The organism is Streptomyces sp. NPDC090032 (genome assembly GCF_044748025.1).
Classification (GTDB): domain Bacteria; phylum Actinomycetota; class Actinomycetes; order Streptomycetales; family Streptomycetaceae; genus Streptomyces.
Genome location: NZ_JBIVFF010000011.1, coordinates 278701 through 298694, shown reverse-complemented (window position 1 = coordinate 298694; position 19994 = coordinate 278701). Strand labels below are relative to the sequence as shown.

At 71.6% G+C, this 19994-nt stretch carries 23 protein-coding genes; 7 read left to right on the top strand and 16 right to left on the bottom strand.

Annotated features, from left to right (window positions below; all coding sequences use genetic code 11):
• Positions 1 to 2: 2 nt before the first annotated feature.
• From ACIPWY_RS27640 to ACIPWY_RS27605, 8 genes are all read right to left on the bottom strand, one after another.
• A complete protein-coding gene (locus ACIPWY_RS27640; protein ID WP_362908115.1) occupies positions 3 to 1046 on the bottom strand; it encodes a zinc-dependent alcohol dehydrogenase family protein in 1044 nt (347 codons plus the stop codon).
• Positions 1047 to 1104: 58 nt separating this feature from the next.
• A complete protein-coding gene (locus tag ACIPWY_RS27635) occupies positions 1105 to 1761 on the bottom strand; it encodes a lysoplasmalogenase (protein ID WP_401535517.1) in 657 nt (218 codons plus the stop codon).
• An 83-nt stretch (positions 1762 to 1844) separates the two neighbouring features.
• Positions 1845 to 2747 carry a sterol desaturase family protein gene (locus tag ACIPWY_RS27630; RefSeq protein WP_362908114.1) on the bottom strand — a complete coding sequence of 301 codons (903 nt, stop codon included), beginning with the start codon at positions 2745 to 2747 and terminating at the stop codon, positions 1845 to 1847.
• 154 nt (positions 2748 to 2901) lie between these two features.
• On the bottom strand, positions 2902 to 3624 hold the full coding sequence (locus tag ACIPWY_RS27625) for a VIT family protein (protein WP_362908113.1): 723 nt from the start codon (positions 3622 to 3624) through the stop codon (positions 2902 to 2904).
• Between the two features lie 69 nt (positions 3625 to 3693).
• On the bottom strand, positions 3694 to 4920 hold the full coding sequence (locus tag ACIPWY_RS27620; protein WP_362908112.1) for an amidohydrolase family protein: 1227 nt from the start codon (positions 4918 to 4920) through the stop codon (positions 3694 to 3696).
• Positions 4917 to 6200 carry an amidohydrolase family protein gene (locus ACIPWY_RS27615; RefSeq protein WP_393705523.1) on the bottom strand — a complete coding sequence of 428 codons (1284 nt, stop codon included), beginning with the start codon at positions 6198 to 6200 and terminating at the stop codon, positions 4917 to 4919. The genes ACIPWY_RS27620 and ACIPWY_RS27615 overlap by 4 nt, the downstream gene beginning before the upstream one ends.
• 10 nt (positions 6201 to 6210) lie before the next feature.
• Positions 6211 to 7095 (bottom strand): SDR family NAD(P)-dependent oxidoreductase, encoded by an 885-nt coding sequence (locus ACIPWY_RS27610; RefSeq protein ID WP_393705524.1) that lies wholly within the window; start codon positions 7093 to 7095, stop codon positions 6211 to 6213.
• Positions 7095 to 7892, bottom strand: a complete 798-nt coding sequence (locus ACIPWY_RS27605; protein ID WP_362908109.1) for an acetoacetate decarboxylase family protein — start codon at positions 7890 to 7892, stop codon at positions 7095 to 7097. Before ACIPWY_RS27605 ends, ACIPWY_RS27610 begins: the two co-directional genes overlap by 1 nt.
• Before the next feature lie 83 nt (positions 7893 to 7975).
• Between ACIPWY_RS27605 and ACIPWY_RS27600 the strand changes: the two genes are divergently transcribed.
• From ACIPWY_RS27600 to ACIPWY_RS27575, 6 genes are all read left to right on the top strand, one after another.
• Complete coding sequence (locus ACIPWY_RS27600; RefSeq protein WP_362908108.1) at positions 7976 to 8605, top strand: TetR family transcriptional regulator; 630 nt, start codon at positions 7976 to 7978, stop codon at positions 8603 to 8605.
• 85 nt (positions 8606 to 8690) lie between these two features.
• Positions 8691 to 9686 (top strand): DEDDh family exonuclease, encoded by a 996-nt coding sequence (locus tag ACIPWY_RS27595; RefSeq protein WP_362908107.1) that lies wholly within the window; start codon positions 8691 to 8693, stop codon positions 9684 to 9686.
• 63 nt (positions 9687 to 9749) lie between these two features.
• Complete coding sequence (locus tag ACIPWY_RS27590) at positions 9750 to 9983, top strand: hypothetical protein (RefSeq protein ID WP_362908106.1); 234 nt, start codon at positions 9750 to 9752, stop codon at positions 9981 to 9983.
• A 55-nt stretch (positions 9984 to 10038) separates the two neighbouring features.
• A complete protein-coding gene (locus ACIPWY_RS27585; protein WP_362908105.1) occupies positions 10039 to 10833 on the top strand; it encodes an SURF1 family protein in 795 nt (264 codons plus the stop codon).
• A gap of 89 nt (positions 10834 to 10922) precedes the next feature.
• Positions 10923 to 12707 carry a glycoside hydrolase family 15 protein gene (locus ACIPWY_RS27580; protein ID WP_362908104.1) on the top strand — a complete coding sequence of 595 codons (1785 nt, stop codon included), beginning with the start codon at positions 10923 to 10925 and terminating at the stop codon, positions 12705 to 12707.
• Between the two features lie 5 nt (positions 12708 to 12712).
• Entirely contained in the window at positions 12713 to 13468 is a 756-nt protein-coding gene (locus tag ACIPWY_RS27575; protein ID WP_362908103.1) for an SDR family oxidoreductase, read from the top strand.
• Positions 13469 to 13549: 81 nt separating this feature from the next.
• Here the strand turns inward: ACIPWY_RS27575 and amaP are convergent, their stop codons facing one another.
• The 5 genes from amaP to ACIPWY_RS27550 are packed head-to-tail and all read right to left on the bottom strand — an operon-like array spanning position 13550 to position 15825.
• A complete protein-coding gene (amaP, locus tag ACIPWY_RS27570) occupies positions 13550 to 14137 on the bottom strand; it encodes an alkaline shock response membrane anchor protein AmaP (RefSeq protein ID WP_362908102.1) in 588 nt (195 codons plus the stop codon).
• Positions 14134 to 14796, bottom strand: a complete 663-nt coding sequence (locus ACIPWY_RS27565) for a DUF6286 domain-containing protein (protein ID WP_362908101.1) — start codon at positions 14794 to 14796, stop codon at positions 14134 to 14136. The genes amaP and ACIPWY_RS27565 overlap by 4 nt, the downstream gene beginning before the upstream one ends.
• The gene (locus tag ACIPWY_RS27560) at positions 14793 to 15137 is read right to left on the bottom strand and encodes a hypothetical protein (protein ID WP_362908100.1); all 345 of its coding nucleotides are present in this window, start codon (positions 15135 to 15137) and stop codon (positions 14793 to 14795) included. Before ACIPWY_RS27560 ends, ACIPWY_RS27565 begins: the two co-directional genes overlap by 4 nt.
• A gap of 3 nt (positions 15138 to 15140) precedes the next feature.
• On the bottom strand, positions 15141 to 15326 hold the full coding sequence (locus tag ACIPWY_RS27555) for a hypothetical protein (RefSeq protein ID WP_362908099.1): 186 nt from the start codon (positions 15324 to 15326) through the stop codon (positions 15141 to 15143).
• A 37-nt stretch (positions 15327 to 15363) separates the two neighbouring features.
• Complete coding sequence (locus ACIPWY_RS27550) at positions 15364 to 15825, bottom strand: Asp23/Gls24 family envelope stress response protein (protein ID WP_329574603.1); 462 nt, start codon at positions 15823 to 15825, stop codon at positions 15364 to 15366.
• A 117-nt stretch (positions 15826 to 15942) separates the two neighbouring features.
• Between ACIPWY_RS27550 and ACIPWY_RS27545 the strand changes: the two genes are divergently transcribed.
• Positions 15943 to 16689 (top strand): nucleopolyhedrovirus P10 family protein, encoded by a 747-nt coding sequence (locus tag ACIPWY_RS27545; protein ID WP_393705526.1) that lies wholly within the window; start codon positions 15943 to 15945, stop codon positions 16687 to 16689.
• Positions 16690 to 16717: 28 nt separating this feature from the next.
• Here ACIPWY_RS27545 and ACIPWY_RS27540 read toward each other — a convergent pair whose 3' ends face one another.
• The 3 genes from ACIPWY_RS27540 to ACIPWY_RS27530 all read right to left on the bottom strand — a co-directional run bounded on the left by ACIPWY_RS27540 (position 16718) and on the right by ACIPWY_RS27530 (position 19876).
• Positions 16718 to 17530, bottom strand: a complete 813-nt coding sequence (locus tag ACIPWY_RS27540; protein ID WP_362908097.1) for an enoyl-CoA hydratase/isomerase family protein — start codon at positions 17528 to 17530, stop codon at positions 16718 to 16720.
• Positions 17531 to 17658: 128 nt separating this feature from the next.
• On the bottom strand, positions 17659 to 17883 hold the full coding sequence (locus ACIPWY_RS27535) for a helix-turn-helix domain-containing protein (protein WP_189492003.1): 225 nt from the start codon (positions 17881 to 17883) through the stop codon (positions 17659 to 17661).
• 394 nt (positions 17884 to 18277) lie between these two features.
• A complete protein-coding gene (locus ACIPWY_RS27530; RefSeq protein WP_362908096.1) occupies positions 18278 to 19876 on the bottom strand; it encodes an ABC-F family ATP-binding cassette domain-containing protein in 1599 nt (532 codons plus the stop codon).
• Positions 19877 to 19994: the final 118 nt, after the last annotated feature.

Sequence of the window (19994 nt, the reverse complement as noted above, 5' to 3'; positions counted from 1 at the left end):
CGTCAGTTGGTGACGAGGACCTTGAGCGCGGTGCGCTCGTCCATCGCCTTGTAGCCGTCGGGGACGCCTTCGATGCCGACGGTCAGGTCGAAGACGGGCGACGGGTCGATCGTGCCGTCGAGGATGTCGGGCAGCAGCTGCGGGATGTACGTGCGCACGGGCGCGACGCCGCCGCGCAGGGCGATGTTCCGGTCGAACATGACGCTCAGGTCGAGACCGGTGCCGCTGCCGTGCGGAACGCCGACGAACCCGATGGCACCGCCGTCGCGGGTGATGTTCACGGCCGTGCTCATGGACTGCTCGGTGCCGACGGCCTCGATCACGGCGTGGGCGCCCTGGCCGCGGGTCAGCTCACGGACGGCCTCGATCGCCGCGTCCCCGCGCTCGGCGACGACGTCGGTGGCGCCGAAGCGGCGGGCGATGTCGGTGCGGACCTGGTGGCGGCCGAGCGCGATGATCCGCTCTGCGCCGAGCCGCTTGGCGGCGAGAACCGCGCACAGGCCGACGGCGCCGTCACCGACGACGGCGACCGTGGCGCCCGCGCGCGCACCCGCACCGAGCGCCGCGTGGTGGCCGGTTCCCATGACGTCGGAGAGCGTGAGCAGCGCGGACAGCAGGTGGTCGTCGGAGGCGGCGTCGGCGGGCAGCTGGACGAGGGTGCCGTCGGCGTAAGGGACGCGGACCGCTTCGCCCTGGCCGCCGTCGTAGCCGACCGCGCCCCAGAAGCCGCCGTGCTCGCAGGAGGTGGTGAGGCCCTCGGTGCAGTAGTCGCAGACACCGTCCGACCACATGAAGGGGGCGACGACCAGGTCGCCGCGCCGGACGCCGGTCACCTCGGAGCCGGTGTCCTCGACGATGCCGAGGAACTCGTGTCCGATGCGCTGGCCGGCCTGACGGGCCGCCTCGCCGCGGTACGCCCACAGGTCGCTGCCGCAGATGCAGGCCCGCAGGACCCTGACGACGGCGTCGGTGGGGAGCTGGACGAGGGGCTCCGGCACGTCCTCCACGCGCATGTCGAAGGGAGCATGAATGGTGGTGGCGCGCATGAGTGGGGGTCCTTCGTGCTGGTCACAGGCGCCGCTGACGGATCGCGTGCGGGGCGCCTCAGGTGATGGTCGTGCGTCCTTCACGGTACGCCGCGGCGGGGGCGGGCCGCGCGGCGAGGGGGTGTGCGAGCACACCGCGCGCCAGCAGGTACTGGGCGGCCGCGTAGGTGAGCATCACCCAGAAGTCCGGCCGCGGGAGCTGCGGCCAGTCGGCGACACCGGTCGCGATGAGGGTGTCCGACAGCAGGAAGAGCGCGCCGCCCCACCCCGCTGTGCGGCCCAGGCGCGAGGAGCCGTACGCCATGGCGGTCAGGAGCAGGCTGTATCCGGCGACGGGTCCGCGCATGTCGGCCGGCAGGTCCGGCCACAGGAGCGCCACGGTCGTCACGAGCGCGACGCCGTACGCGGCCGCGAGCAGAGTGCCACGCGCGCGTGGTGTGCCCGCGCGCTTGAAGAGCACGAGGTAGCAGACGTGTCCGGCGGCGAAGGAGCCCATGCCCGCGAGGAACGCGACGTCGGCGTCGAACAGCAGGAGCACGTCGCCGCCCCACCCGAGGAGCAGGGCGACGGTCAGGAGCCGGGGGCCGCCGCGCACGACGACGTACGCGGCGAGCAGCGGCATGAGGAGCGGTTTGGCGGCGGTGTGTACGAGGTCGGCCCCGGCGAGCAGGGCGATCAGGTCGACGGCGGTGGCCAGCGCGAAGGCGGCGAGCAGGGGGCGGGCCGCGCGCTCACGGGCGGGTCCCGGCCCCGGGGAGGACGGCTGCGCCGGGGAAGCCGCCTGCGCCGGAGTCGGCGTCACGCGGCGCCCTCGGCCGCCTGCTCGGCGGTCTGGCTCGTGACGGAGGTGGTGGTCGGCGCGGTCCCGTCCTTCGGCTGCCACCCCGGCCCGCCGAACACCCTGCCGCCCCGCTCGCGCCAGCTGCCGGCCGCCTTCAGGTCCCTGGCGATGGCCGCGTACTCGTGTGTGGCGACCCGCAGCGGGTTGAACGTGTCGATGTTCTTGGTCAGGCCGAACACCGGGCGCTCGACCTCGGGCACGAACGACCCGAAGAGGCGGTCCCAGACGATGAGGATGCCGCCGAAGTTGCGGTCCAGGTAGCCGCCCTGGGAGGCGTGGTGGACGCGGTGGTGGGAAGGGGTGTTGAGGACGAACTCGAAGGCGCGGGGCAGCTTGTCGATGCGCTCGGTGTGGATCCAGAACTGGTAGACGAGATTCACCGAGGAGCAGAACGCGAGCGCGGCCGGGTGCACGCCGCACGCGATGAGCGGCAGGTAGAAGGGCCACACCGTCAGGCTCGTCCACGGCTGGCGCAGCGCGGTCGACAGGTTGAACTTGCGGCTGGAGTGGTGCACGACGTGACAGGCCCACAGGATGCGGATGACGTGGTGCCCGCGGTGCGACCAGTAGTAGAAGAAGTCCTGCGCGAGGAGCATCAGCGGGATCGTCCACCACAGGACCGGCACGCGCAGCGGCGTCAGCTCGTAGACCGCCGTGTAGATCGCGACGATCGGGATCTTCCACAGGAGGTCGAAGACGAGGCTGCCGAGCCCCATGCCGATGCTCGTCGCGGCGTCCTTGGTCTCGTAGCCTGCGGCGTCGTCATCGGGATGGATGCGTACGCTCACGATCTCGACGACGGTGAGCAGCACGAAGGCCGGGATCGACCAGAGCACGACATCGGGCAGGTTCGGCGACATGCCTGCACCGTAGGGCCACGGACGGGCCACGGCTAGACGGTGTTACCGACAAGTATTACCAGCGGTAAGACGCTCGTTGTTGGTGCCTTCCGCCATTGATCTCCGCCGGTCTCCGCTGATCTCCGCCGGTCTCCGCAGTTTCCCGCGCCTTCGCTCAGACCCCGGCCGCCCCCAGGACCGACCCCGCCCCGTACGTCACCGCCATGGCGAGCGCCCCGCCCGCCATGTTCCGCCACACGGCGGGCCGCACCGCCGCCGAGCCCATCCGGGCGCTGCTCCAGCCGGTGAGGGCGAGGGCCGCGAGCACGGAGACCACCGTGACGGGCAGCCGCCAGGCGCTGGGCGGCAGGACGATCGCGAGCAGCGGCAGCAGCGCGCCCACGGTGAAGGCGAGGAAGCTCGCCCAGGCGGCGTGCCACGGGTTCGTGAGGTCGTCGGGGTCGATCCCGAGCTCCACGCGCGCGTGCGCCCGCAGCGCGTCGCGCGAGGTGAGCTGCTCGGCGGCCTCCCGCGCCACTTCGGGGCTGAGCCCGCGGTCCTCCAGGAGCCCGGTCAGCTCGACGAGTTCGGCCTCCGGGTACTCGCGCAGCTCCCGCTTCTCCTGCGCGAGGGCCGCCTTCTGCGAATCGCGCTGCGTGGACACGGAGACGTACTCCCCCGCGGCCATCGACATGGAGCCGGCGAGCAGCCCGGCGAGGCCCGCCGTCAGAAGCGTGGCGCGGTCCCCGGTGGCGCCGGCCACGCCGACGACGAGACCGGCGGTGGACACCACGCCGTCGTTGGCGCCGAGCACGGCGGCGCGCAGCCAGTTGAGCCGCGCTCCGAGCGCGCCGCCGTGGGCTTCCTCGTGCGGTGCATCCTGCGCATCGTCAGTCACCCGACGAGCATCGCATCCCGGGTCTTTCGTTCGGATCAGCCCGGCATGATTCAAACGAAAGGCTCCAGGTCACCAGATCCGGACCGACCCTCCCCGGGCGAACACCGGACTTGTCGCGTCCTTCGGCGCCTGTTCGAGGGGTTCGTCCAGTTCCTCGACGGTCGGTCCGACGCGGGCCGCGATCGGGTCGAGCAGACCGAGGTCGAAGCCGTAGACGCGGGCCGTGTTGCCGCCGACCATCGCGGCGACCTCGTCGCGCGGCAGCCCCGCGTACGCGATCCGCAGCCCTTCACGCGTGTACGGGTACGTGCCCTCGTCGTGCGGGTAGTCGCTGCCCCACATGATCTTGTCGAGGCCGATGCGCTCACGCAGCGGTACCTCGTGCGGGCGCATGAAGCTGGCCCCCACGTAGCAGTTGTCCCGCCACACCTCGGACGGTCCCTTGCCCATCGAATCCGCCAGCCCCGCACCGAACTTGGACTCCGCCGTGTCCGCCCGCGTCGAGGCGGCCACCAGGCGCCCGTGGTAGTAGTCCAGCATGTCCAGGACCCCGGGGATCCAGCCCGAGCCCTGTTCGGTGAGGACCAGCTTCAGGCCGGGGTGACGGCGGAACGCACCGCCGAACACCAGGTGCCACAGGGCCCGGTGCGAGAACCACGTCGTCTCCACCATGAACACGGCGCGCGCGGCCGGTTCGTCGCCCAGCGGCGGGGACGCCGAGCCCGCGTGATGGTTGACCGGCACGCCCAGCTCGGCGCAGGTGGCCCAGATCGGGTCGTACGCGGCCGAGTACAGCTCGGGCAGGCCCGAGCCGGGCGGTGTGCCGGGCAGCAGCAGGCCGCCCGTGAGCCCGGCGGCCGCCGCCCACCTGATCTCCTTGACGGCCTCGTCGACGTCGTTGAGGAGGATCTGGAAGACGCCCGCCCTGCGCCCCGGTGCGGCTGCGCAGAAGTCGGCGAGCCAGCGGTTGTGGGCGCGCAGCCCCGCCCAGCGCCGCGTGAACTCCTCGCGCGTCGGGGCCGGGGCCATCAGCGAGGCGGACGGGAAGAAGGGCGGGATCGTGTTCGGGAAGACGACCTCCGCGACGATCCCGTCCTGTTCGAGCTCGGCGATGCGCCGGTCCGAGTTCCAGTTCCGGTCAGCAGTATCCGCGAGCAGGTCGGCGTACGGATTGACGTAGCTCGCCGCCCACGCGTCGAACGCGTCGTGGTGGCGGGACTCCAGATAGGGCCGGTAGTCGAGGAGATCGGCTCCCGCGTGGCAGTCCGCGGAGATGACGGTGTAGCGCTCGCTCATGAGGTCACCCCCAGGGCGGGGAAGTCGTGGTCGGTCAGCCAGTGGCGGCCCACCTCGCGCGAGCGCGCCCAGGACGCCTCGACGGCCGACTGGTCGGTGTCCTGGCCGAGTTCGGCGGGGGTCGGGCCGATGCGGGCGGCCAGTGGGGCCAGCTTCCCGGTGTCGAAGCCGAAGACCTCCGCGGCGGCGAGGCCCAGCATGCGCCGGGTCTCCGTCACCGGGATGTCGTGGAAGGTCTTCTTCAGCCACGCGCGCGTGTCGGGCCAGGTGCCCTCCGGGTGCGGGAAGTCGCTGCCCCAGAGGATGTTGTCGACGCCGATCTCGTAGCGCTGGGCGAGTTCCCGGCGCTTGGTGTTGGTGGCGCAGATGAAGATCTGGCGGTCCAGGTACTCGTGCGGGGGCCGCTTGAGCTCGGCGAACGGGGAGAGCTTCTTGCCCCCGTGCGCGCCCAGGTAGAGGCGGTCCATGAACCACAGGAGGTTCGGCAGCCACCAGCAGCCGGACTCCGCGACGCCGAACTTCAGGCCCGGGTGGCGCTCGAAGACGCCCGACCAGAGCATGAACCACAGGGGCCGCGCGGGCCACCACGTCACCTCGGAGACATAGATCCCGAGATGGTCGCCGTACTCGTGGCGGGGCGCCGCCCCGGAGTGCGTGACCACGGGCATCGCGCACTCGGCCGCCGCGGCCCACACGGGGTCGTAACGCCGGTCGTGGTAGGGCGCCTTGTCGACCCACATGGAGGGGATCATCAGCGCGCCGAGCCCGGACTCCTTGGCCCGGTGGACCTCGGCGACGACGCGCTCGACCTCGCCGGTGATGGGCAACAGGGCCACGCCGCAGTGCCGTTCGGGGTGTTCGGACACGAAGTCGGCGAGCCAGCGGTTGTGCGCCTGGGCGCCCGCCATGCCGAGCTCCGGGTCCTGGTCACCCGAGAGCCCGAGCCCGACGCCGAAGGGCGCCGCCGTCCGGCTGTCCACGGCGTCCGCGTCGGGGAAGACGACCTCGGCGGCGACCCCGTCGCCGTCCAGCTCCTTGAGGCGCTGAGCGGTGTCCCAACCGCCGCGCAGGCCTTGCTCGTTGTCCTGGAACCACTTGGCGGCGAACGTGTCGTTGCGGATGCCGAGCCGCGTCGCCTCCTCACGGCGGGCGCCCCGCTCGCCGAGGAACTCGTCGAAGGCGCGGTGGAAACGGCTGTCCAGATAGGGCCGGTACTCCTCGGTGGGAAGACCGGCGTGGCAGTCGGAGGAGATGATCAGGTACGGATCCTGGTCGGTCATCACATGCCCTTCAGTCCAGAATGAAGCTCTCCAGGTACGCCGGGTTCGCGCGCTCCAGCATCGAGGCGGACCTGGCCTTGATCTGCCGGTCGCTGTGCTCGCTCTCGGGCAGCAGCCAGAAGCGGCCGGCCGCGACGCCCTCGGCGACGAGGTCCGCGACCTCCTCGACCGGTGTGAACTCCACCTCCTGGCCCGCCTCCTTCATCGCGGACTCCCACTGCCCGAGGCTGCGGTACGGGGTCCTGCGCGGCCTCTCCTTGGCGTACCGCTCGGGCCGGTTGCGGTGCGACTCCCACAGTCCGGTGCGCAGCATGTGGGGTCCGGGGAAGAGCACGGAGGCGCCCACGCGCGCGTGCTCCGCCTTCAGGTGCGCGTACAGGGACTCGGTCATGGTCACGACGGCCGCCTTGGTGACCGCGTAGACGGAGGCGGTGGGCAGCGGGGCGATACCGCCGTCGCCGGACGACGTGTTGACGACGTGGCCGGGCGCGCCGCCCTCGATCATGCGCGGCACGAAGGCCTGGATGCCGTGGAAGACGCCCCACACGTTGACCTCGAAGGCCCACTTCCAGTCGTTCGGCTCGTGCTGCCACATGCGGCCTTCGGCGCCCGAGCCGACGCCCGCGTTGTTGCACAGGACATGGACTGCGCCGAACGTGTCGTACGCCGCGTCCGCGAGGGCGAAGACCTGGGCGCGGTCGCCGACGTCGACCACGCGCGCGTGCACGGTGGCGCCGTCCTCGCGCAGGCCGGCGGCGGCCTTCTCCAGGGCGGACTCCTCGACGTCCGCGAGTACGACCTTCAGGCCGTCCGCCGCGAACCGCCGCGCCATCGCGAGACCGATGCCGCTCGCCGCGCCCGTGACCACGGCGACCTGTCCCGCCTCCAGCCGCATCACAGACTCCCCTCGGGCGGCCCGTCGAGGATCTGCTGCGGGTCGTCGTAGCGCTGGTGGATGTACGGCAACAGGGCCTGCGCGCTGACCCGTTCGACGACGCGGCCCTTCTGGTCGGTGGTCTTCTCGCCGATGGTGAGCTCGACCACGGCGCGCACCGGCAGGTCGGCGACCGGGTCGTACATCGACTCCCGCAGGATGACGTCCCCGGTGATCCGCTCCAGCTTGCGGACCTTCTCGTTGCGCAGGCAGTGCACGAGCACCGGCTCCATGTCGAAGCCCGAACCGTCCACCGCGGGAAGGAACTTGAAGTAGAAGTCCGTCTTCAGGGTCGGCTCGGGCAGCGGCAGGGCGCCGCTCACCGCGCCCCGCACCTCCACGAAGGCGATGCCGTGCCGGGCGAGCGCCGCCCGCACCACGAGGCCGTCGCGTTCGACGCTCACCTCGCCGAGCTTCTTCGGCTCGCCGAAGACCTCACGGCCGCCGATCAGGGCGCGCTCGTGCGTCATCGGCATGACCAGCGGATACCAGCCCTCGACGCCGCCGTGCTCGGCGGCGACGGCGACCGAGCCCGCGCCCAGGGGGTAGCCGGGCAGGTCGACCTTGCTGATGTTGGCCCGCACCAGCGGGCGTTCGGTGGGCTTGAGCGGGGGCGGGAGAACCGCCGCGACCGCGTCCGGGTCGCTCTCCCAGACGGCCACCACTCCTGTGGACCAGATGTCGGGAAGCTTCGAGCTCGCGGTGCGCGCGGCGGCGATCTCCGCCTCCGTGCGCGCTCCGTATCGAATGCGTGCCATGTCGTACCACCCTTCGTCGGCGCGGACTTGCGTGGACGGGCGTGCACTTGCGGATGCTCTGTAACACAGTTACAACAGCTTCCGTGAAGGGTAAAGACACGCGCACACATCTCGACAGGGAACAAGTCCTCGCCGCCGCAGCGAAGCTCGTGAAACAGCAGGGCCCGCAGTCCCTGACGATGCGCAAGCTCGCCGCCGAGCTCGGCACCGCCGTCACCTCGATCTACTGGCACGTGGGCAACCGCGAGTCCCTGCTCGAAGCCCTCGTCGAGCGCACCGTCGCCGACCTCGGGGAGATCCGCCCCCGCGGCGCCACCCCGGAGCAGCGCGTCGTCTCCGTCGCCCGTGCCCTGCGCCGGCAACTGCGCGAGCATCCGCACCTCGTCGCGATGGTCCACGAACGCGGCCTGACCGAGCGGATGTTCCTGCCCGCGCAACAGGTCCTCGTGCGCGAGGTGCACGCCGCGGGCCTGCGCGGAACCCGCGCCGCCGGGGTCGTACGGGCGGTGCAGTTCCATGTCGTCGGCCATGTCCTGGTGGAGCGTCAACGTGAGCGCGCGCCCGTGCAGCGGCCCGGCGAGGAGGAGCTGTGGGGCGCGCGGACGGCGGAGGGCGACGCCACGCTGGCTCGTGCGCTCAGCCTTCCGGCCGATCCGGAGAAGGTGTTCGACGCCTCCGTCAGGGCCCTGGTGTCGGGCCTGTTGCGGGCATAGCCGCGGACATGACTGCGGACATAGCGGACGCGGCCGCGGGGCCGGGCGACGGAGGTGTCAGCCATGGCCCGTATCCTCATTGACCATGCTCGAAGACCAGACGACCGCCGCGTCCGCCGCTCCGTGGCCGGCCGCGTATCCGCAGGGATACGCGGTCGTCGACGTGGAGACCACCGGCCTCTCCCGGGACGACCGGATAATCTCCGCAGCCGTCTACCGGCTCGACGCGCGGGGCGAGGTCGAGGACCACTGGTACACGCTGGTCAACCCCGAGCGCGACCCCGGCCCCGTCTGGATCCACGGCCTGACGAACGACGTGCTCGAAGGCGCGCCCCTCTTCAAGGACGTCGCCGAGGAGTTCGCGGCCCGGCTCGACGGCCGCGTGCTGGTCGCGCACAACGCGGTCTTCGACTGGTCGATGATCGCCCGCGAGTACGCCCGCGCGGAGCGCACCGCCCCCGTCCGCCAGCGCCTGTGCACCATCGCGCTGTCCAAGGAGCTCGGCCTCCCGCTGCCCAACCACAAGCTGGAGTCCCTCGCCGCGCACTTCGGCGTCGTCCAGCGCAACGCGCACCACGCGCTCGACGACGCGCGCGTGCTCGCCGAGGCGTTCCGGCCGAGCCTGCGGGCGGCGGCGAGCGGCGGGGTGCGGTTGCCCCTGCTGGAGTGCAGGCCGCTCACGGAGTGGACGGACGGCGCGGCGCGGATCGGCCGGCAGGGCTCGGCCCCGTCGTCGTCCTCGTACGGGGGCGGCGGGACATGGCGCCCCTCGCGCAAGCGGCAGCCGTGCCCGTACCCGAACCCCGGACGGTACGAACCCGGCAAACAGCTCAAGCAGGGCATGCGGGTGGCGTTCTCCGGAGACACCTCGGTCGACCGCGAACTCCTGGAGGACCGCGCCGTCGAGGCCGGGCTGCACATCGCGACGAGCCTGTCCCGGCTCACCAGCGTCCTCGTCACGAACGACCCCGACTCCTACACCTCGAAGGCCGTCAAGGCGAAGCAGTACGGGACACCGGTCATCGACGAGGCCGCCTTCGGGCAGCTCCTGCGCGATGTCGCCCCGGCGTCAGACGGGTGATTGCGCGGCGACTCGCCCGCCCGCCACTCGCCCCGCGCGACCGCGACGCCCACCCTGTGGCGCATGGCACGTTGTGAGGTCTGCGGAAACGACTACGGAATGTCCTTCGAGGTGCACGCGCAGGGCGCGGTGCACGTCTTCGACTGTTTCTCCTGCGCCATCCACCGCATGGCGCCGATCTGCGAGCACTGCCGGTGCCGCATCGTCGGGCAGGGAGTAGAGGTCGAGGGGCACTGGTACTGCGGGGCCCACTGCTCCCGCGCGGAGGGGAGGGTGGGGATCGTCGACAAGGTCTGAGCTCTCCGGCACACCCCCGTGATGTCGCCCCACGACCGAGTTGTACGGTCGTGGGGTGTACCGCTTCCTGTTGTCCCGGCAGTGGGTGATCCTCACCCTCATCACCCTTCTCCTCATCCCGACGATGATCGAGCTGGGCTTCTGGCAGCTGCACCGTCACGAGCACCGCGTCGCGCAGAACGACCAGATCGGTGCCGCGCTCGCCGCGAAGCCGCTCCCTGCCGAGCAGCTCACCTCCCCCGGCAAGCCGGTGCCCAAGGCCGAGATCCACCGCCGGGTGTCCGCGAAGGGGACGTTCGACACCGCGCACGAGGTCGTCGTGCGGCGCCGTACCAACACCGACGACGAGGTCGGCTTCCACGTCCTGACCCCGTTCGTCCTCGACGACGGCAAAGTCCTGCTGGTCAACCGCGGCTGGATCCCGGCCGACGGCGCGCAGACCGCGTTCCCGAAGATCCCGGCGCCCGCGCGCGGCGAGATCACCGTCACCGGCCGCCTCATGGCCGACGAGACGACCGCGGCCAGCGGCATCAAGGACATCAAGGGCCTGCCGGACCGTCAGATCATGCTGATCAGCAGCGGCCAGCAGGCCCAGGCGCTCGGCAAGCAGGTCCTCGGCGGCTTCATCGAGCAGACGTCGCCCGAGCCGAAGGACAACACCCCCCAGCTGATCCCGACGCCCAACCACAGCGACATCGGCCCGCACATGGCGTACGCGGTCCAGTGGTGGCTGTTCGCCGCGGCCGTGCCCGTCGGCTTCGTCGTCCTTGTCCGGCGCGAGCGGCGCGACCGCGCCGAGGCCGCGACGGCACAGGAGACTCCCGCGGGCCCCGAGCCCGCCACCGTGTAGGCCCGGGTCCACCGCCGCACGCGCATTCGCCCTCACCCGCCCGGCCCCCGGTGGGATTGGCGGCCCTGTTCGCCGGGAACCCGGCTCACGTGCACCGACCCCTTGAGGACTACGCGCTCATCGGCGACCAGCAGACGGCCGCCCTCGTCTCCCGTGCCGGCTCCGTCGACTGGCTCTGCCTCCCGCGCTTCGACTCGCCGGCCTGTTTCGCGGCGCTCGTGGGCAGGGACGACAACGGCCACTGGCAGCTCGCCCCGAAGGGCGCGGGCGACTGCACCCGCCGCTCCTACCGCCCCGGCTCCCTGGTCCTCGACTCGGAGTGGGACACCGACGAGGGCAGCGTCCGGATCACCGACCTGATGCCGCAGCGCGACCAGGCCCCCGACCTCGTACGCATCGTCGAGGGGCTCAGCGGTCGCGTCACGATGCGCGGCACCCTGCGCCTGCGCTTCGACTACGGGTCGATCGTGCCGTGGATGCGCAGGGCCGACGGCCACCACGTGGCCATCGCCGGGCCGGACTCGATGTGGCTGCGCAGCGAGCCTGCCGTGCGCACCTGGGGCAAGGACCTCACCACGCACTCCGAGTTCACCGTCGAGGAGGGCGAGTCCGTCGCGTTCGTGCTGACCTGGCACCCGTCGCACGAGCCGCGCCCGGACCTCATCGACCCGTTCGAGTCCTTGCACCGCTCGCAGGAGGAGTGGCAGAAGTGGTCGGCGCGATGCCGCTACGAGGGCCCGCACAAGGACGCGGTGCTGCGCTCCCTGCTCACCCTGAAGGCGCTCACGTTCGCCCCGACCGGCGGGATCGTCGCCGCGCCCACGACGTCGCTGCCCGAGGAGCTCGGCGGCGTGCGGAACTGGGACTACCGGTACTGCTGGCTGCGCGACTCGACCCTCACGCTCGGCGCGCTCGTGTCGGCGGGATACCTGGACGAGGCCAAGGCGTGGCGGGACTGGCTGCTGCGCGCGGTCGCGGGCGACCCGGCGGACCTGCAGATCATGTACGGGCTGGCGGGCGAACGCCGACTGCCCGAGATCGAACTCCCGTGGCTGGCCGGATACGGCCACTCCGTCCCCGTACGCGCGGGCAACGACGCCGTGCACCAGCTCCAGCTCGACGTGTACGGAGAGGTGATCGACTCGCTCGCCCTGGCGCGGCGCGCGGGCATGCCGTCCGAGCCGCACGCCTGGCGGCTGCAACTGGCCCTCGTGGAGTTCCTGGGCACCGCGTGGCGCCGGCCCGACCAAGGGCTCTGGGAGGTCCGCGGACCGCGCCGGCACTTCGTGCACTCGAAGGTGATGGCGTGGGTGGCCGCCGACCGCATCGTCAGCGCCATGGAGGAAGATCCCGGCCTGCCGGGCGATCTCGACGCCATAAGGCGACTGCGCGACGACATCCACCGTGATGTGCTGGAGCGCGGCTACGACCCGGAGCGCAACACGTTCACCCAGTATTACGGCTCGACCGAACTCGACGCGTCGCTGCTGCTCATCCCCCACGTCGGCTTCCTGCCGCCGGACGACCCGCGCGTCCTCGGCACCGTCGAGGCGGTCCGCGACGAGCTCTCCGACAACGGCCTCGTACGCCGCTACAGCGCCGAGGCGACCGGCGTCGACGGACTCACGGGCCGCGAGGGCACGTTCCTCGTCTGCTCGTTCTGGCTCGCGGACGCGCTGCATCTGACAGGGCGTACGAAGGAGGCCCGCGAGCTGTTCGACAAGCTCGTCGCGCTCGGCAACGACGTGGGGCTGCTCTCCGAGGAGTACGACCCGGTGTCGGGGCGCCAGCTCGGGAACTTCCCGCAGGCTTTCAGCCATATCGGCCTGGTGGGGACCGCGTTCACGCTGTTCGGGACCGGCGAGGCAGGATAGGACCCATGGATCTTGGACTGAAGGACCGTGTCTACGTCGTCACCGGAGCCAGCCGTGGCCTGGGCAACGCCGCCGCGCGAGAGCTCGTCGCCGACGGCGCGAAGGTGATCATCAGCGGGCGGGACGAGAAGCAGGTGGCCGAGGCCGCCGAAGCGCTCGGCGAGAACGCCGTGGGCGTCGTCGCCGACAACGCCGACCCCACCGCCGCGCGGCGCCTGATCGATGCCGCGCGCGAGAACTTCGGCGGCTTCGACGGCGTACTGATCAGCGTCGGCGGGCCGGCCGCCGGCTTCGTCGCGGACAACACCGACGAGCAGTGGGAGTCGGCCTTCGAGTCGGTCTTCCTCGGCGCGGTGCGGCTCGCCCGCGCCGCCGCGGCCGAGCTCGGTGAGGGCGGTGTCATCGGCTTCGTGCTCTCCGGCTCCGTGTACGAGCCGATCCCCGGCCTGACCATCTCCAACGGTCTGCGCCCCGGGCTCGCCGGGTTCGCGAAGTCCCTCGCGGACGAGCTGGGTCCGCGCGGCATCCGCGTCGTCGGGCTGCTCCCGGCGCGGATCGACACGGACCGGATGCGCCAGCTCGACGGGCTGTCCGCCGACCCGGAGGCGACCCGCGCGGCCAACGAGGCGCGCACCCCGCTGCGCCGCTACGGCAGGCCGGAGGAGTTCGGCCGCACCGCCGCGTTCTTCCTCTCGCCGGCCGCGTCCTACCTCACGGGCGTGATGCTCCCGGTGGACGGCGGAGCCCGGCACGGCTTCTGAGCCACCGGGCTCCGGGATACGGGCTTCTGAGCTACGGGTCCTGAGCTACGGGTCCTGAGCTACGGGTCCTGAGTGACGGGGTCAACTCACGCGCTCCGCGCGGTGCTTCACCGCGCGGAGCCGTACCTCGGCAGGCAGGGCGGCGAGGCCGGCAGAGTCCCGCGCGTGGCCCAGGGCCGCCTCGCTGATCTGCTGGAGGGCCGCCCCGGGCTCCGCGTGCGGTTCGAGGAGCAGGCCCATGCGTACGCGGGGTGCGGAGCGCCGTCCGGTCAGGACGACCCCGGCGCGCTCCACGCCGTCGAGCGACTCCGCCTCGCTGACGAGAACCCCTTCGAGCGCGCGGCCGCGCAACAGCGCGCCCTCGCCGTCCCCGGTGTCGACGAGGACCTCGGTGAGCCGGCGCCGACGCAGCTGCGCGACCAGCCACCACAGGGCGAGCAGGACGCAGACGGCGAGCACGGCGATGACGACCGGCCACCACCAGCCGTCGTCACGCCACCGGTCGCGGTCCGCCACGCTCAGCAGCACGTCGTGCGGGCCGTCGTGGATCCACCAGGACGGCGGGGGCGCGCCGAGCCCGACGGCGAGGACGGACCCGCCGGCCAGGACGAGGATCAGTCCGGCGAGGCCGACGACGGCCCGGTTCACGGTCCTGAGCACGGGGTTCACCCCTTCTTTCCGGGCCGCGCCACGTGCACGGAGAGGCCGGGCGTGGCGGTAAGCCCGAGGCCCTTGACGGCCTCACCGATCACGGAGTCCAAGTCGGCGCGTACGTCGTCGAGTTGACGGAAGTGCGAAACGGCCCGCACCTCGGCCTTGGAGCGCTTCATCCGGACGCGTACGGACTGCACGCCCGACACCTCCATGGCCCGGTCGCGCAGGACCATGGCGGCGACGTCGCGGTGCAGTCCGGCGCGGACGTCGGTGTGGGTGCGGCGCATCGGCAGGACGGCGCGGAGCCCGGGCGTCGCGGCGAGCACGATCAGCCACAGCCCGAGCACGGCGGCCACCCCGGCGCCGACCAGCACCCACACGTTGTCCAGGGGCCGCTCGGCGAGTTCTCGGGCGAGGGCGCGCCGCCAGTGCATCGCGGAGTGACCGGTGCGCACGGCGGCGATGTCGTACAGCAGGATCCCGGAACCGCCGAGGAGGACGACCGCGACCAGTGCGGCGGGGATCCGGCGCGGTGACCAGAAGCGGCCGGTGCCGTGTTCCCCCTCCAGCGTGGGCAGCGCCTGGTAGGTGGCCGCGGACCCCGACTGGCCGAACTGGTCGAGCTCGCCCTGCCCGCGTTCGACGACGGGCTGGGGCTGTGTGGACTCGCTCATCGGATCCTCCGCTGTCCCGTGCCGCGATCGTGCTCCGAGTGCAGCCGCTCCACCTGGACGGCCACCTCGGGCACCTCCATCCCCGCCAACGCCTTTACCCGCTCGGCGACCTGGCGACGCACGGCGCCGCACCGCGCTCCGATGTCGGCGGGGTAGTCCAGTTCGAGACTGATCCGCACCTTGGCGATGTCGTGATGCACGGAGACGGTGGCGTGCGGGGCGCCGCCGTCAGCGGGAACAGCGGGGAGCGCCTCACGCGCCGCCTGTGCGGCGATCTTCGCGACGACCCGGTCGGCGATCCGGGTCGCGCCGCGGTCCGCGGGCGCGACCTGCGTCGCCACCGGTCACCGCCGCCGATCGCCGCGCGCGCGGAAGAAGTCGCCGGGTTCCAGGTCCCCCTCGAGGAACCGGCCGGCGACGAAGCCGACGGCGCCGAGCGCCGCCACCAGAAGGAAGGCCCCGAAGCCGCCGAAGTATCCGGCGAATCCGAGAGCCATTCCGGCGATCATGCCGATCACGGCCAGGTTCATCGAGCGCTCCTCCTCAAGGGCAACTCACGGGCGGAAGTCACTGGAGCCGGGACTCCGGCTCCTCGTCCTCTTCGTCGGGCAGCTTCACGTCGCTCACCGCGATGTTGACCTCGACGACTTCGAGGCCGGTCATGCGCTCGACGGCCGCGACCACGTTCTCGCGGACGTCGCGGGCGACGTCGGCGATCGACACCCCGTACTCCACGACGATTTCCAGGTCGAGGGCCGTCTGTACCTCGCCGACCTCGGCCTTCACCCCGCGCGACACGGATTTGGTGCCGCCGGGCACGCGGTCGCGTACGGCTCCGAAGGTGCGGGACAGGCCGCTGCCCATCGCGTGCACCCCCATGACGTCCCGCGCGGCGAGGCCGGCGATCTTCTCCACCACACCGTCGGCGATGGTGGTGCGCCCTCTCGCCCCTGCGGATCCCCCGCCCCGCTTGGTCACGCTGGTCCTGCCCCCGGTCGCTTCGCCCGGCTTCTCTGCGGTGTCGCTCATCGCGGGTCGTCCCTTTCGAAGAGGTTCTCTCAGGCCGTTCTCTGGGAGTCACTGCTCTTTCGACCACACTAAGTGCGGTTGCGCCGTCGCGCGCCAGGGATGCGGCAGGCTGGGGCAATGAGCGCTGACCGATGGACGCAAGCAGTACGACACCAGCTCGGGCTCGGCCGGCTGGTACCGCTCGGGGGGCCGCGCGACGGGTGCTGGCTGGCCGAATCGGCGGCGCGGTCGGCGTTGCGCCAGGCGGTCCGACCGGTGCCGGGGGTGCGGCTGGGAAGCCTGCGCATCGAGCTCGCCGACCCCGAAGGCCCTTATGAGTCCGTGGTGCCCGCGCCTCCGAGTGCCCTGCCGCCGGGGCCGCTGAGGATTGTCGCGGAGTGCGCGGCGGCGCCGGACGAACCGCTGCCCACGGCCGCGTCCCGGTTGCGCGCGGCCCTGACCGGCGCGGCGTCCGACGGGCTCGGGCTCGTGGTGGCGGAGGTGGACCTGCGGGTGACGGCGCTGCTCGACGACGGTCCGGAAGCCGAGACCGCCCCAGGAGATGCCTCAGGAGATACGGAGTCAGATATCGCGGACGGCCGGCAGGCGAAGGCTGACAGTGACGAGGAACGGGCCGGGCAGGCCGCGCTCTCCGTGCCGGGGGTGGCACGGCTGACCGGTTCGCTGGGCGGACTGGGGCGCGCGGTGCACATCGAGGAGCCCCCCGGAGACGCGGCCGCCCTGCCCCGGCGCCATGTGCGGATCGAACTGGCCGTGTCGGGCGGGCGTCGGGTGCTCGATGTGGCGCGGGACGTGCGAACGGCGGTCACCGGGGCCCTGGCGGATGATCCGTCAGTGGCCGTTCTGGTGACCGCCGTGAGCTGAGGGCCGGTCCGGGTGGTGCGTGGGCGCGTCAGTCGCCGAGGCCGGCCAGGTCCCGGAGCCGGCGTCCCTGTGCGGCGCGCTCGGCGGTGCGCTGCTCCTCGTACGAGCGTCCGACGACGCCCTGGAGCAGCGCCTTGGTCTCGATGACGGCGTCGCGGGGCGCGGCGATGAGTGCGCCGGCGAGGTCGCGCGCGGCGGCGTCGAGCTGGTCGGCGGGCACGACGAGGTTGGCCAGGCCGATACGGCCGGCCTCGTCGGCGTGGACGTAGCGGCCGGTGACGCAGATCTCCAGGGCGCGCGCGTAACCCACGAGGGAGACGAGCGGATGCGTACCGGTGAGGTCGGGAACCAGACCGAGGCTGGTCTCGCGCATGGAGAACTGCACGTCCTCGGCGGCGATCCGCAGATCGCAGGCGAGGGCGAGCTGGAAGCCGGCGCCGATCGCGTGTCCCTGCACCGCGGCGACCGTGATGAGGTCGCTGCGCCGCCACCAGGTGAACGCCTCCTGGTACTCGGCGATGGTGTCGTCGAGCACGTCGTCGGAGCCGCGCGCCAGGTCGATGAAGGACGGCTCGCCGTCGAAACCCTCGGGCGTGAACGCCTGACGGTCGAGGCCCGCGGAGAACGAGAGTCCCTCCGCGCGCAGCACGACGACGCGCACGCTGCCCGGCAGGGACTTCCCGGCGTTTGCCAACGCCCGCCACAGAGCGGGACTTTGGGCGTTGCGCTTGTCCGGGTTGGTCAGCGTCACCGTGGCGATGGAGCCGTCGACGGTGAGGCGGACCCCGTCCTTGTCGAGTACCGGCGCGAGCGAGCCGGATCCGCTGTCGGGCGAAGCCATGTGTGCCTCCGATGGTGTGCGCAGTCGGTCGAGGACGTGTCGACGCCCTGAAACTACTGCACAGTAACCAACCGGCCGGTCGGCGGACCGACCGGGTGGTCACCATCGAAGCCTGTGCATTGCCCGGGTCAGCCGGCCGCGGTCGCCTTCTTGCCGCGTGTAGCCCCGCCGCGACCTCGCAGCGTGACTCCCGACTCACTGAGCATCCGGTGCACGAACCCATACGAGCGGCCGGTTTCCTCGGCCAGCGCTCGGATGCTCGCACCGGAGTCGTACTTCTTCTTCAGGTCTGCCGCGAGCTTGTCACGCGCGGCGCCGGTTACCCGGCTGCCCTTCTTCAGAGTCTCGGCCACCCGTGCCTCCTCATGGGAAGTGCGCTCTGGACTTCTCATGATCACCCCTCCTGGGCTTCCTGGCCACCCATTCGGCAAGGTCCGTACGACGAGCTTGCGCGGTCGGGAAGCGGCCGACACGAGTGGAACGGAGGGTTCCGGGCACACTCGGTCGGGGCCGGAAACGGGGTTCTCCGCGAAGGGGCAGGTCAGCGCCTCGCCAGGCGGCACAACGGCCCCGGCACAGGCGTGGCGACGAAATCCGTGTAGGACACACCACGGTACGAGGAGATCTCACTCAGATGATGGATCACGGATCGGCCGAATGATCCATACCGAGTGGATCAGGCCTTCGATCAAGCCGTGCTGACGGCCGACCGTGATCGTGCGGGCGCGAACGCGGCCCGCGGGAGCGTCAGGCGAGGCTGACCAGATCCGCGTAGTCCTGGCCCCACAGGTCCTCGACGCCGTCGGGCAGCAGGATGATCCGCTCCGGCTGGAGCGCGTCCACGGCGCCCTCGTCGTGGGTGACGAGGACGACGGCGCCCTTGTAGGTGCGCAGCGCGCCGAGGATCTCCTCGCGGCTGGCCGGGTCGAGGTTGTTGGTGGGCTCGTCGAGGAGCAGGACGTTCGCGGACGACACGACGAGCGTGGCGAGCGCGAGGCGCGTCTTCTCACCGCCGGACAGGACCCCGGCCGGCTTGTCGACGTCGTCCCCGGAGAACAGGAACGAGCCCAGCGTCTTGCGCACCTCGACCAGGTCCAGGTCGGGGGCGGCGGAGCGCATGTTCTCCAGGACCGTGCGCTCGGGGTCGAGGGTCTCGTGCTCCTGCGCGTAGTAGCCGAGCTTGAGGCCGTGGCCCTCGATGACCTCGCCCGTGTCGGGCTTCTCGGCGCCGCCGAGCAGCCTGAGCAGAGTGGTCTTGCCGGCGCCGTTGAGGCCGAGGATGACGACGCGGGAGCCCTTGTCGATGGCCAGGTCGACGTCGGTGAAGATCTCCAGGGAGCCGTACGACTTCGACAGGCCCTCGGCCATCAGCGGCGTCTTGCCGCACGGGGAGGGCTCGGGGAAGCGCAGCTTGGCGACCTTGTCGGAGACGCGGACCGCCTCGAGCCCGGCGAGCAGCCGGTCGGCGCGCTTGGCCATGTTCTGCGCGGCGACGGTCTTGGTCGCCTTGGCGCGCATCTTGTCGGCCTGGGAGTTGAGCGCCGCGGCCTTCTTCTCGGCGTTCTGGCGCTCGCGCTTGCGGCGCTTCTCGTCGGCCTCGCGCTGCTGCTGGTAGAGCTTCCAGCCCATGTTGTAGACGTCGATCTGGGAGCGGTTCGCGTCCAGGTAGAACACCTTGTTGACGACCGTCTCGACGAGGTCGACGTCGTGGGAGATCACGATGAAGCCGCCGCGGTACGTCTTGAGGTAGTCGCGCAGCCAGACGATGGAGTCGGCGTCGAGGTGGTTCGTGGGCTCGTCGAGGAGCAGGGTGTCCGCGTCCGAGAAGAGGATGCGGGCCAGCTCGATACGGCGGCGCTGACCGCCGGAGAGCGTGTGCAGGGGCTGGCCGAGCACGCGGTCGGGCAGGTTGAGCGCGGCGGCGATGGTGGCGGCCTCGGCCTCGGCGGCGTACCCGCCCTTGGTGAGGAACTCCGTCTCCTGGCGCTCGTACTGCTTGAGGGCCTTCGCGCGCGTGGCGCCCGTGCCGCTGGCGATGCGCTGCTCGTTGTCCCGCATCTTCTGGATCAGGGTGTCCAGGCCGCGCGCGGACAGGATGCGGTCGCGGGCCAGGACGTCGAGGTCGCCGGTGCGGGGGTCCTGCGGGAGGTAGCCGACCTCTCCGGAGCGGGCGATCGTGCCGCCGGCCGGGGTGCCTTCACCTGCGAGGCACTTGGTGAGGGTCGTCTTGCCCGCGCCGTTGCGTCCGACCAGGCCGATGCGGTCGCCCTTGGCGATACGGAAGGTGGCGTTCTCGATGAGGATGCGGGCGCCGGCGCGCAACTCGATGGCCGAAGCGGTGATCACGGACAGACTCCTGAGCAGGGAATGGACGGCGGAAGGGCTACTGAGGGCGATGAGCCGTCTAGTGCGTGCGGAGAATGGCCATGGGCCAAGTCTAACGGGACGATGCAAACAGTTTTCC